The organism is Staphylococcus sp. GDB20D11A, assembly GCF_016893255.1.
GTDB classification, from domain to species: domain Bacteria; phylum Bacillota; class Bacilli; order Staphylococcales; family Staphylococcaceae; genus Staphylococcus; species Staphylococcus aureus.
Genome location: NZ_JAFEPJ010000018.1, coordinates 38,740 through 52,265, shown reverse-complemented (window position 1 = coordinate 52,265; position 13,526 = coordinate 38,740). Strand labels below are relative to the sequence as shown.

12 protein-coding genes and 1 riboswitch are annotated in these 13,526 nt (G+C 32.9%); of the genes, 4 read left to right on the top strand and 8 right to left on the bottom strand.

Annotation, left to right across the window (positions count from 1 at the left end):
- Positions 1-38 precede the first annotated feature (38 nt).
- Positions 39-224, bottom strand: coding sequence for a hypothetical protein (locus tag JV528_RS10835; RefSeq protein ID WP_031927640.1), 186 nt, complete (start codon positions 222-224; stop codon positions 39-41).
- A complete protein-coding gene (locus tag JV528_RS10830) occupies positions 172-516 on the bottom strand; it encodes a 6TM ABC transporter family protein (RefSeq protein ID WP_000171798.1) in 345 nt (114 codons plus the stop codon). Before JV528_RS10830 ends, JV528_RS10835 begins: the two co-directional genes overlap by 53 nt.
- Positions 517-720: 204 nt before the next feature.
- On the opposite strand from JV528_RS10830, the gene pepF reads away from it, so the two are divergent.
- Entirely contained in the window at positions 721-2,535 is a 1,815-nt protein-coding gene (gene pepF, locus JV528_RS10825; protein ID WP_000077557.1) for an oligoendopeptidase F, read from the top strand.
- Positions 2,536-2,676: 141 nt separating this feature from the next.
- On the opposite strand, the gene phoU is transcribed toward pepF, so the two are convergent.
- The 6 genes from phoU to cvfB form a co-directional block, all read right to left on the bottom strand.
- The gene (gene phoU, locus JV528_RS10820; RefSeq protein WP_204254833.1) at positions 2,677-3,318 is read right to left on the bottom strand and encodes a phosphate signaling complex protein PhoU; all 642 of its coding nucleotides are present in this window, start codon (positions 3,316-3,318) and stop codon (positions 2,677-2,679) included.
- Positions 3,319-3,324: 6 nt separating this feature from the next.
- The gene (pstB, locus tag JV528_RS10815; protein WP_000079452.1) at positions 3,325-4,176 is read right to left on the bottom strand and encodes a phosphate ABC transporter ATP-binding protein PstB; all 852 of its coding nucleotides are present in this window, start codon (positions 4,174-4,176) and stop codon (positions 3,325-3,327) included.
- Between the two features lie 46 nt (positions 4,177-4,222).
- The gene (gene pstA / locus JV528_RS10810; protein WP_000450304.1) at positions 4,223-5,140 is read right to left on the bottom strand and encodes a phosphate ABC transporter permease PstA; all 918 of its coding nucleotides are present in this window, start codon (positions 5,138-5,140) and stop codon (positions 4,223-4,225) included.
- A 1-nt stretch (position 5,141) separates the two neighbouring features.
- Entirely contained in the window at positions 5,142-6,068 is a 927-nt protein-coding gene (gene pstC / locus JV528_RS10805) for a phosphate ABC transporter permease subunit PstC (protein ID WP_204177675.1), read from the bottom strand.
- A gap of 190 nt (positions 6,069-6,258) precedes the next feature.
- Positions 6,259-7,242 (bottom strand): phosphate ABC transporter substrate-binding protein PstS, encoded by a 984-nt coding sequence (locus JV528_RS10800; RefSeq protein WP_000759232.1) that lies wholly within the window; start codon positions 7,240-7,242, stop codon positions 6,259-6,261.
- Positions 7,243-7,553: 311 nt separating this feature from the next.
- The gene (cvfB, locus tag JV528_RS10795; RefSeq protein WP_001162363.1) at positions 7,554-8,456 is read right to left on the bottom strand and encodes an RNA-binding virulence regulatory protein CvfB; all 903 of its coding nucleotides are present in this window, start codon (positions 8,454-8,456) and stop codon (positions 7,554-7,556) included.
- 146 nt (positions 8,457-8,602) lie between these two features.
- Here cvfB and JV528_RS10790 point away from each other — a divergent pair, with 146 nt between their 5' ends.
- From JV528_RS10790 to JV528_RS10780, 3 genes are all read left to right on the top strand, one after another.
- On the top strand, positions 8,603-10,204 hold the full coding sequence (locus JV528_RS10790) for an ABC-F family ATP-binding cassette domain-containing protein (RefSeq protein ID WP_000942303.1): 1,602 nt from the start codon (positions 8,603-8,605) through the stop codon (positions 10,202-10,204).
- Between the two features lie 805 nt (positions 10,205-11,009).
- A riboswitch (Lysine riboswitch) is annotated at positions 11,010-11,185 on the top strand.
- 81 nt (positions 11,186-11,266) lie between these two features.
- Positions 11,267-12,472, top strand: a complete 1,206-nt coding sequence (locus tag JV528_RS10785; protein WP_000258727.1) for an aspartate kinase — start codon at positions 11,267-11,269, stop codon at positions 12,470-12,472.
- Between the two features lie 63 nt (positions 12,473-12,535).
- The gene (locus JV528_RS10780) at positions 12,536-13,525 is read left to right on the top strand and encodes an aspartate-semialdehyde dehydrogenase (protein WP_000163539.1); all 990 of its coding nucleotides are present in this window, start codon (positions 12,536-12,538) and stop codon (positions 13,523-13,525) included.
- Position 13,526: the final 1 nt, after the last annotated feature.

The following is a 13,526-nucleotide window of genomic DNA, read 5'->3' as shown; positions in this document are numbered from 1 at the left end:
TTTTTTAACAAAATCATTATAAAATATAATATTTTGAATCAAGTCAACCATGTAAAATATAAAAAAGTCAAAACAAAAACAACTATAGCACTGTATTCCATCTCTTTCGAAATAATTGTTACTGCAGTGTAACTTAAAAGTCGATGATTTTGTGCATATAGTTGTCGAATATTATTTTTTATCTTTACGGCGAAGTTCAGCGCCTTCATAGCCGTATTTTTCAATTTGCTTTTCTAATTTACGCGCTTTTCTTTCTTTACGCCAATTTCTAGTAAAATACCATAATAGAAAACTAATTAATAAACTCATAATCGCTAAAAATGCAGCGTATCCTAATAATGGTTGATATTTTATATCTTGAAAATTTGGAATAAAAAATGCAAGCACACCTAATATAACAAATGTAATTACTGCTGATACAAACCATTTATTTAAAACTAAGCAACAGAATATTGTTAATAAAATCATTATTAATGTTGTGATCCATAAATAATTAGGCATATCGAATAATGTCATATTCATTCTCCTTTTATTTCATTACTTTCCTTGTATACATTTTATTATAAATTTTTAAAAACTTAAACAATAGCAGTCAGTTTCAAGCAATATTCTATTTACTATTAGAATAAACATTGTTCCTTGCGACATGGAAATCGTAACATTATCGTTTAGGAGACAAAATTATGTATAATGAATGTATTATACCAAAGGAGTGATTATATGTCTCAAGGTTTACCTTTAAGAGAAGATGTTCCTGTTTCAGAAACATGGGATTTAGTAGACTTATTTAAAGATGATCAACAATATTATGAAAGTATTGACGCTCTAGTACAACAAGCAAATCAATTTCATCATACATATGCAACAACATTAAATTCAATCGAACAAATTAATACTGCTTTAGCTGAATTAGAAAATATTTTAATTGCCTTAGATCGCTTAAGTAATTATGCAGAACTACGTTTAAGTGTAGATACTAGTAATATTGAGGCACAAGTATTGAGTGCTAAATTATCTACTACATACGGTAAAATTGTTAGCCAATTATCATTTGTAGAGTCAGAAATACTTGAATTACCAGAAGAAATACTTCAACAATTAGAAGAAGCATGTCCATATCAACACTATATTAAACAGTTAATTAAACAAAAGCCATTCCAATTATCTGCGTCGGTAGAACAAGTATTAGCAACTTTATCACCTACGCTAAACAGTCCTTACGATTTATACGGCACGACAAAAATGCTAGATATTACATTCGATTCATTTGAACATGATGGTACAACGTACCCTGTCGACTATGCTACGTTTGAAAATGATTATGAAGATAATAAAGATCCTGAGTTTAGACGTAAAAGTTTCAAATCGTTTAGCGATGGGATTCGAAAATATCAGCATACTACCGCGGCAACATATAATATACAAGTACAACAAGAAAAAATTGAAGCTGATTTACGAGGATTTGAATCGGTCATCGATTATTTATTACATAGTCAAGAAGTAACGCGTGATATGTTTGACCGTCAAATCGATATGATTATGCGTGACTTGGCACCAGTTATGCAGAAATATGCTAAACTTTTACAACGTATTCACGGATTAGATAACATGCGTTTTGAAGACTTGAAGATTTCTGTAGACCCTGATTATGAACCAGAGATTTCAATTGAAGACTCAAAAAATTATATTTTCGGTGCGTTAAGTGTTTTAGGTGATGACTATACAAACATGTTACGTGAAGCATACGATCAGCGATGGATTGATTTTGCACAAAATAAAGGTAAAGATACAGGCGCATTTTGTGCAAGTCCATACTTTACACATTCATATGTGTTCATTTCTTGGACTGGTAAAATGGCTGAAGCATTTGTCTTAGCACATGAATTAGGTCATGCAGGTCATTTTACATTAGCTCAAAAACATCAACCATATCTTGAATCAGAAGCATCAATGTACTTTGTTGAAGCCCCTTCTACAATGAATGAAATGTTGATGGCCAATTATTTATTTAACACAAGTGATAATCCAAGATTTAAGCGTTGGGTTATTGGCTCAATTTTATCTAGAACATATTATCATAATATGGTTACCCATTTATTAGAAGCTGCTTATCAACGTGAAGTGTATCACAAAGTAGATCAAGGTGAATCTTTAAATGCGCCGACATTAAATGAAATAATGCTAAATGTTTATAAACAATTTTTCGGAGATGCAGTAGACATGACTGAGGGTGCTGAATTAACATGGATGCGTCAACCTCATTACTATATGGGATTATATTCGTATACGTATTCTGCTGGCTTAACAATCGGAACTGTCGTTTCTCAAAAGATTAAAAATGAAGGCCAACCAGCTGTTGATGCTTGGTTAGAAACATTGAAAAAAGGTGGTAGTGTATCACCTGTCGAACTTGCAAACATTGCGGGTGTAGACATTACTACAGAACAGCCACTTAAATCTACAATTCAATATATTTCTGATTTAGTGGATGAAGTTGAAAAATTAACAGATGAAATTGAGCAAACAAATAACTAAGATGCGAGACAATTTATAGTAGAACAATATAAACCAAGATTTTCACATTACTAATTGTGAGAATCTTGTTTTTTTTGAGGGTTTATGAATAATAGAAATATATATATTTATCGTAAGAGATTTTATAGTAATAACTTTAAGTTATTGTTCGTAATGTGTACCTGTTAAATAAAAATAAACACTTTCAGCGATGTTAATAATATGATCACCAATACGTTCTAAATGTCTTGCTGCTAAATGTGCTTGTGCAGCGACAAATGGATCGTTATCAATAAGATACGTTGCGTTAATAATATGACTATATAAGTCATCGATATCTTCATCACGCTCAATTATTTCTCTTATTAATACGGTATCTTTCTTTTTAAATGCTTGATCTAAGTCCTTTAACATTAACATAGCTAATTTACCCATTGTCTTTAAACAGGTTAACACATAATCATCTGTAATCTTCGTACGCAATCGAATATTGGCAATACTCGATGCATTATCTCCTATTCTTTCTAAATCGGAGGCGATTTTTAATGAAGAAATCATCATACGCAAATCACTCGCAATGGGCTGTTGCTTTGTAATTAACATGATAACTCGCTCATTAATATTATAATTTAATTGATTGATATGTTTATCGTTTTTAACTGTTTGTCGTGCAAAGCCTCTATCGTCAATACTTAATGATTTTATACCATTTTCAATACTCACATAGACATTTGCACCTAACCGACGTAATTCTTTTATTAAATCATCAAGTTGCTCCTGATATCGTTGTCTAATTATTGCCATTATATATCAACCAAACCTTCCTGAAATATAATCTTCTGTTTTCTTGTTTGATGGGTTAGAGAAAATTTTATCAGTGTCATCATATTCATTGACATAACCATTTAAGAAAAATGCAGTTTTATCTGATACACGAGCTGCTTGTTGCATATTATGTGTAACCATAATAATTGTATACTTTTCTTTTAGTTCTTGGACCAACTCTTCTACTCTTAATGTTGAGATTGGGTCTAATGCTGATGTCGGTTCATCCATTAAAATGACTTCAGGTTCAATTGCTAAACAACGCGCAATACAAACACGCTGTTGTTGCCCACCGGATAAACTATATGCATTTGTGTGCAACCTATCCTTTAATTCATCCCAAATTGCAGCGCCACGTAATGATTTCTCAACGATTTCATCAAGAACTTTTTTATTTTTAATACCGTGAATCTTTGGACCGTAAGTAATATTATCGTATATTGATTTTGGAAATGGATTAGGTTGTTGAAAGACCATGCCCACATTTGTACGTAATTGTTCTTTAGAATATTTTTGATCAAATATGTCTTGATCGCGATATAGTATTTTACCAGCTGTTTTGACTGTGGGTACTAACTCAACCATTCGATTCAAAGTTTTAATATATGTTGATTTGCCACAACCAGATGGACCTATAATGGCAGTAATTTGGTTTTCATAAATATCTAAATTAATATTTTGCAATGCATGATTTTCGCCATACCATAAGTCTAAATTTTGTGTTGAATATATAACAGAATGTGAGTTTGTATCATTTGGTGTTTTATGATGACTTTGTGAGACATCAAACGTATGACTTTGAGAAATTTGTTTAGTTTGTGCAAGTGTTTGCGCCATATTTAAAACTCCCTTTTTAATAGATAAATGAGATTGATTGTTTAAATTAGAATTTTTTACTAAATTTGTTACGTAAAATAATCGCAACGCCATTCATTAAGATTAAGATAACTAGTAAAACGATAATGCCTGCCGATGCAACATTCTGGAATTCTTCTTGAGGCATTTTCGCCCAAGTAAATATTTGGATAGGTAATGCTGAAAATTGATCCAATATACTTCTAGGTGTTGCCAATAATATAGTCGGTATACCGATAAGCACAAGTGGTGCTGTTTCTCCCAGTGCTCTTGAAAGAGACAAAATGAATCCAGTTAAAATACCAGGTAACGCTGCTGGTAAGACAACACGTCTTATCGTTTGCCATTTATTAGCACCTAAGCCGTAAGAAGCTTCGCGTACTGAGTTAGGTACAGCTCTAATTGCTTCCTGACTTGAAACAATAATAATTGGTAATATCAGTAAGGTCATTGTTAGCGCTGCTGCCAATATACTGTTACCCATTTTCAAGGCTTCAATCCCTGCACCACCAACGAACAAAGTGTAACCTAATAACCCAAATACAACTGATGGTACACCAGCTAAATTGGAAATACTGATTTTAACAAACTGAGTAAATTTGTTGTTTTTCGCATATTCTTCTAAGTATATAGCTGTACCTATTCCTAGGATGATTGATAATGGAATGATACTTAACATTAACCAAAGTGAACCGATTAACGCGCCTTTAACGCCAGCCATAGATGGTGTTGAAGAAGAAAAATTAGTGAAAAACTGTAAATTTAAATGACTTACCCCTTTAATCAATGTTTGAGTTAACAACGCAATAAGTACGACTAGTCCTAATAATGTACATGCTAAAAATATGAGTTTGAACACTTTGTTTTTAACCGTTCTGGATGATAAATGTTTTTGGACAAGTTGTTGATCGACGAGTGATTGTCTATTACTATCTGTCGTTTCCATATTAATACTCCTCCCTAAAACGCTTAGAAATCCATTGAGAAAGTAAATTCATGATTAAGGTAAAGATAAATAGTGTGAATCCTACAGCATAAATACTGTAATAAATATTTGATCCAAATGTTGCATCACCTGTCGCTATCTCAACAATATATCCAGTCATTGTTTGAATCGAACTTGTTAAACTTAATGAAGCTGTTGGCGAACTACCTGCCGCTAATGATACAATCATCGTTTCTCCAATTGCTCTTGAAATCGCGAGAACGATTGAAGCTACAATACCTGATGTTGCCGCAGGAAGTACGACTTTAGTTGCTACTTCTAATTTAGTTGCTCCAAGTCCATAGGCACCTTCTCGAATTTTATTTGGTACAGATGCCATTGCATCCTCACTCAAACTTGTGATGAGAGGGACAATCATAATACCGACAACTAAGCCGGGACTTATAGCATTAAACTCTCCAAGACCTGGTATGAAAGATCTTAATACTGGTGTAACAAAGGTCAATGCAAAGAAACCAAACACAATTGTTGGTATTCCTGCTAAAATTTCTAATATCGGTTTAATTATGCGTCGTGCACGATCACTTGCATATTCACTTAAATAAATTGCTGCACCAAGCCCGACAGGAACTGCAAATATAGTCGCAATAACTGTGATTTTTAAAGTCCCTATTATCAATGCCCAGATTCCAAACTTAGGGTCTGAACCGGTAGGATTCCAAGTAGTAGAAAATAGAAATTCAGTTATTGGAATTCTGGTGAAAAAAGTGATGGTTTCTAAAAGCAATGTGATTAATATACCTAGTGTTGTTAAAATGGAAATCGCTGAAATTACGGCTAAAATAACTGGTATAATTTTGTCATTATGCTTCCCTTTTTTATTATTATTTTTTTCAATTAAATCTTTAACATTAGTAGATGAAGTCATAATCAAACCTCTTTCTATTACTCCCAAAATAATTAGATTTGTAAAATAATGATGAACCACTATTTTAAGTTGATAAGCTTGTAGACTAACTGAATGTCAAAATCAGCGTCTCGATAAATCAAGCTTTGTACTCTAAATAATGATTCACCATCAAAATCATGTTTCAAGACACATTTGAAATTGCGTCTTATTATTTTTTGTCTTCAGACTTTTTATCATCAGATTTCTTGTCGTCTGATTTTTGATTTTTATCAATAAATGCTTTTAAATCATCTAATTGTGATTTGTATGTTTTTTCTGGTGCTGCTACATATCCAGCTTCTTCAGCTGCTTTACCTTTATCTTCTAAGACGAATTTGATAAATTCTGACATTACTTTATTATCTTTCAATGCTTTTTCATTTACATAAATGAATAATGGTCTACTTAATGCATAAGAGTTATCTTGAATTGTTTTTTTCGTAGGCTCTGTTGCTTTACCATTTTCATCTTTGATTTTAACTTCTTTTAATTTATCTTTATTTTGTACGTAGAAGTTATATCCAAAGTATCCGATTCCCTCTTTGTTTTTCGTTACAGAAGAAACGATAGCATTTGTATCAGCATTTTTTTCTGCTTTAATATCTTCTTTATTCATTACTTCATTTTCGAAGAAGTCATAAGTACCATGACTTGAGTTTGGTGATACAGCATTTATTTTTTTATCTGGCCATTTACTATTAACATCTTTCCATGTTTTAGCTTTTCCAGAATAAATTGCTTTTAATTGCTGTTTGTCTAATTCATCTACAAAATCATTTTCTTTATTTACAGCAACCGTTACACCATCTTGCGCAATTTTGAATTCTTTGTATTTAATATTCTTATCTTGTAATTTTTGCTTCTCTTCATCTTTAATTGGTCTAGAAGCATCAGCGAAGTCGATATCACCTGCAATGAATTTTTGGAAACCAGCACCTGTACCAGCTTGTCCTGCTGAGATTTTAGCATCAGAGTGATCTTGAGCCCATTTTTCATTTAATTTCTCCACAATTGGTGCTACTGTTGATGAGCCATCACCTTTAGCTTCCCCTTTTAAATCACTATTACCACTGCCACCATTACCGCCACCACAAGCACCTAATAATAGTGTTGCACCTAAAGCTGTAGTACCAACAAATTGCCATTTTTTCATTGAAATATCCTCCCTGTATGAACAACAAATAGTATTTGTATTGATTACATCTTTATCTTAACCTTGAATTATTAACCTCATTTTTAGAAACTGTAAATGTTACATAAATGTTTGTTAAGAAAGTGTAAATATTATTTTTTGTTAATCTGAAAAATATTGCTTCATTAGTAAAAGTAAAATACTTCCTGAAAAATTATCGAAATTTAAATATGAACACAAAAAATGGACAGATGAAATTAAAAAACTACTTCATCTGTCCGATTTAATATTGAATATAAAAAACACGCATCCTACGATACGTGTAAAAATGATTATTCTTTTGAGTCAATTCGACTCCAACCTTTTTTAGTTAAAGTGATTTTACCTGTTTCTATATTAATAATCTTCTGTTTATATAAGTGACCGATTGCACGTTTGAATGAACCTTTACTCATATTGAATACTTCTTTAATCGCTTCAGGGCTTGATTTGTCCCAGAATGGTAATTCACCGTCATATTCAACTAGTAAATCAAAGATGACTTGACCGTCATCGTCTAAACGTTCATGTGCAAGTGGTAAAAATGAACCATTTAACTCACCTTTATCATTATGACCGATAATTCTAACTTGAACAGATTCACCTAGTCTCGGTTCAGCTTTACGTTCTGATTCATGTACGAATATTTTGTAACCTGATTCACTTAATAAGAAGCTACCAATTCGTAATACGCGGTAAGGTTTGGCTTCAATGACTTCGTTTTTTAAATTATCGTCGTGTACAGGTGTAAACATATTTTCTACAACAGATTCACTCGCTAAACGTCCATACATATGATTCTCACGGTCAATTCGCAATGTAACTAGCAAATGATCACCTGGTTGTGGCCATAGTGATTTCACTTTTGGTAAATCTTCCCATGGTACTAACACTTCACGGGGTAATCCAACATCTATACGTGCCCCATCGCGATCCGTTTTAAGTACTTTAGCAAAATCATATTTATCTTTCGTAATATCAGGCATATTTTGAGTTGCAAGTAATTCACCTGAACGGTTTGGATAAATGAAGAAACTATATTCTTCACCTACTTCTAATTCATCATCATCGTTCATTTCTGATTGGTTTAACTTTACGTTTTCACCGTTTGGTCCTTTTAAAAGGTAAGTTGAGCCTTGTAACCCTACTACTTCAAGGAATTCTATAGAACCTACTATATCTTTGTCTAATGCCATGTTATTCTCCTTCGATTCTTGTATTCTTTATTATTATAACATGTGTGAGTCATTCTATCATTACAACTTATATGAGGTCGAAACTGTGACGATAATATGATATAATTCTTCCGTTAGAATATCGAATGAAAAAAAGGAGAAAATGCATGTTACAAGTAACTGATGTGAGTTTACGTTTTGGAGATCGTAAACTATTTGAAGATGTAAATATTAAATTTACAGAAGGTAATTGTTATGGATTAATTGGTGCGAATGGTGCAGGTAAATCAACATTCTTAAAAATATTATCTGGTGAATTAGATTCTCAAACAGGACATGTTTCATTAGGTAAAAATGAACGTCTAGCTGTTTTAAAACAGGACCACTATGCTTATGAAGATGAACGCGTGCTTGATGTTGTAATTAAAGGTCACGAACGTCTTTATGAGGTTATGAAAGAAAAAGATGAAATCTATATGAAGCCAGATTTCAGTGATGAAGATGGTATCCGTGCTGCTGAACTTGAAGGTGAATTTGCAGAAATGAATGGTTGGAATGCTGAGGCTGATGCAGCTAACCTCTTATCTGGTTTAGGTATCGATCCAACTTTACACGATAAAAAAATGGCTGAATTAGAAAACAACCAAAAAATTAAAGTATTATTAGCGCAAAGTTTATTCGGTGAACCAGACGTACTATTACTGGATGAGCCTACTAACGGTCTGGATATTCCAGCAATCAGTTGGTTAGAAGATTTCTTAATTAACTTTGATAATACTGTTATCGTAGTATCACATGACCGTCATTTCTTAAATAATGTATGTACTCATATCGCTGATTTGGACTTTGGTAAAATTAAAGTTTATGTTGGTAACTATGATTTTTGGTATCAATCTAGTCAGTTAGCTCAAAAGATGGCTCAAGAACAAAACAAGAAAAAAGAAGAAAAAATGAAAGAGTTACAGGACTTTATTGCTCGTTTCTCAGCTAACGCTTCCAAATCTAAACAAGCAACAAGTCGTAAAAAACAACTTGAGAAAATTGAATTAGATGATATTCAACCATCATCAAGAAGATATCCTTTCGTTAAATTCACGCCTGAGCGTGAGATTGGTAACGACTTATTAATAGTTCAAAATCTCTCTAAAACAATTGACGGCGAAAAAGTATTAGATAATGTATCATTCACAATGAATCCAAATGATAAAGCGATTTTAATTGGAGATAGTGAAATTGCAAAAACAACATTACTTAAAATATTAGCTGGCGAAATGGAACCAGACGAAGGTTCATTTAAATGGGGTGTTACTACATCATTAAGTTACTTCCCTAAAGATAACTCAGAGTTCTTTGAGGGTGTAAATATGAATCTCGTTGATTGGTTAAGACAATATGCTCCTGAAGATGAACAAACAGAAACATTTTTACGTGGTTTCTTAGGTCGTATGTTATTTAGCGGTGAAGAAGTTAAGAAAAAAGCTAGTGTGCTTTCAGGTGGAGAAAAAGTACGTTGTATGCTAAGTAAAATGATGTTATCAAGTGCGAATGTACTTTTACTTGACGAACCTACTAACCACTTAGACTTAGAAAGTATTACAGCTGTCAATGATGGTCTTAAATCATTTAAAGGTTCTATCATCTTTACTTCTTATGACTTCGAATTTATCAACACGATTGCAAACCGTGTTATCGATTTAAATAAACAAGGCGGCGTTTCAAAAGAAATTCCATATGAAGAATACTTGCAAGAAATCGGCGTTTTAAAATAAATATAATATGTAGAATTTCTTTTCGAAAATCTCTGTGTTGAGGCCCGGCCAACTTGCACATTTTTGTAAGTTGACTTACTGTCACCTTCTATATTGGGACTTATTCCCCAACTCGTATTGTTTGTAGAAATTAGGAATCCAATTTCTCTATGCGTGGCGCCGACAAGGGTTGAAAAAAGCTAGCTACAAAGTCATTTTCATTCAGTCAACTACTGTCAATATAACATTGCAGGGTCTAGGGCATTGATTCATGTCCGAGACTATATTCAATTTAATAGACTTTAACTGGGCGTGAGGCTGGGACATAAATCCCTAAAAAAACAGCAGTAAGATAATTTTCAATTAGAAAATATCTTACTGCTGTTCTCTATTTATACAATACTACGTATTGAATGGCTTCACTTTGCCCGTCTGGCACATTACTGTAAAATTCTATAAATAGAATTTTTGATGACGGATCCCTTCCTAGGGTGCCGTTTCAGCCTCTTTTTACATTGCCTAAGAACTTAATGTCCCAGCCTCGTGTCCTTTTTATTTTATTTTTTAACACATCAGCACAGTGAACACCCCTTCTCTAAATTACAAATACAGTTATCAACGCATTAAAAGAGTACATTTATTTAATGTGCATATTGGGTATGCTATAAGTATTTTGGATTTTATTTTTCAAAAAGTCTCATTATCACCACCTTTTATAATATAAGCAACGCTATAACTTGAATTTTCAGGTTATTCCAAAAAAATCTAAATTATCGGTTTACATTCATATTTGTCATATGTATAATGAACACATACCAATTTAATAATATTTTGATGAGGCGCATCAATCATGAGTAAACTTTAGATTACTGTCTGCTAACAGCTAAATTTGAAAGGGTGCGATGCCGAAGCGATTATAATAGCAGTTATAATTTGTTGGACTTTTTGGTTAAGAGCTGAGAGTTTGTCATTATTTAAAAATAATGGAGTGCATCACTTGTATATAGATTAAGAGCAAGTTCGCATTCCGAACTTGTTCTTTTTTTATTATTGTGTGCCCTTCCTAACAATTAGGAGGATTATATGGTAACAAGAAGTGTGTTGAAATTTGGCGGATCATCCGTCAGTGATTTTACAAAAATAAAAAGGATCGCTGAAATGTTAAAGGAGCGGGTCAATCAAGATGAACAATTAATTGTCGTTGTAAGTGCTATGGGTAACACAACAGATCAATTAATGACGAATGTATCGACATTGACTAAAACACCAAAACAACAAGAACTGGCATTATTATTGACAACCGGAGAGCAACAAACTGTATCTTATTTATCAATGGTATTAAATGATATCGGTGTGAATGCCAAAGCAATGACTGGCTATCAAGCGGGTATTAAAACCATTGGCCATCATTTAAAAAGTAAAATTGCTCAAATTAATCCTCAAACATTTGAACAAGCCTTTCAAGAAAACGATATTTTAGTAGTTGCTGGATTTCAAGGCATCAATGAACATCAGGAATTAACAACTTTAGGCAGAGGTGGTTCTGATACGACCGCTGTGGCACTTGCTGTTAGTAATCAAATACCTTGTGAAATTTATACCGACGTTGATGGTGTGTATGCCACTGACCCAAGACTTTTACCAAAAGCTAAACGACTAGACATCGTCTCATATGAAGAAATGATGGAAATGAGCGCTTTAGGTGCTGGTGTACTTGAAACAAGAAGTGTTGAATTAGCTAAAAACTATAATATCCCTTTATATTTAGGAAAAACTTTATCGAACGTGAAAGGAACATGGATTATGTCAAATGAAGAAATATTAGAGAAAAAAGCAGTTACTGGTGTGGCTTTGGATAAACATATGATGCATGTAACAATTAGTTATCCCCTACCTGACAATCAGCTACTTACACAACTATTTACGGAACTTGAAGAAGGTGCTGTAAATGTTGATATGATTTCACAAATCGTCAACTTGGATGGACTACAACTATCCTTCACGATTAAAGATTGTGATTTTCATCAAATTTCTATGATTCTTGAAACATTAAAGAATCAATATGAAGCATTAGCTTATAAAATCAATGAGCATTATGTCAAAATTTCATTAATTGGCTCAGGCATGCGTGATATGTCAGGTGTGGCATCAAAAGCATTTTTGACATTAATTGAAAATAATATACCTTTCTACCAAACAACAACATCTGAAATAAGTATTTCATACGTCATTGATGATTTTAATGGGCCACAAGCGGTAGAAAAACTATATGACGCATTTAACATTTAATGGTAAAATGATTGTTAAAATATTCTAAAAATTGGAAATTATTATAAAATGGAGTGACAAGTTATGACAAAATTAGCAGTTGTGGGTGCAACAGGATTAGTAGGTACAAAAATGTTAGAGACATTAAATCGTAAAAATATTCCTTTCGATGAATTAGTATTATTTTCATCAGCACGTTCTGCAGGGCAAGAAGTTGAATTTCAAGGAAAAACATATACAGTTCAAGAATTAACTGAGGCTCGTGCAAGTGAACATTTCGATTATGTATTAATGAGTGCTGGTGGCGGTACAAGCGAACACTTTGCCCCACTCTTTGAAAAAGCTGGTGCAATCGTTATAGACAATTCAAGTCAATGGCGTATGGCAGAAGATATTGATTTAATCGTTCCGGAAGTCAATGAACCTACATTTACAAGAGGTATCATTGCCAATCCAAACTGCTCTACGATTCAATCTGTTGTACCTCTAAAAGTATTACAAGATGCCTATGGATTAAAACGAGTGGCATATACAACATATCAGGCGGTATCAGGTTCAGGGATGAAAGGTAAAAAAGATTTAGCTGAGGGCATTAACGGTAAGGCACCTGAAGCATATCCACATCCAATTTATAATAATGTATTACCGCATATTGATGTGTTTTTAGAAAATGGATATACAAAAGAAGAGCAAAAGATGATTGATGAAACTAGAAAGATTTTAAATGTACCAGACTTAAAAGTAACAGCAACATGTGCACGTGTTCCTGTTCAAGATAGTCATAGTGTTGAAATTGATGTAACGCTTGAAAAAGAAGCGACTGCAGAAGATATTAAAGCATTATTTGATCAAGATGACCGCGTTGTTTTAGTAGACAATCCAGAGAACAATGAATATCCAATGGCAATCAATTCTACTAATAAAGATGAAGTATTTGTTGGCCGTATACGTAGAGATGATTCATTAGAAAATACTTTCCATGTATGGTGTACATCAGACAATTTATTAAAAGGTGCTGCATTAAATGCTGTACAAGTATTGGAACAAGTTATGCGTTTAAAAGGAGCGAATTAAA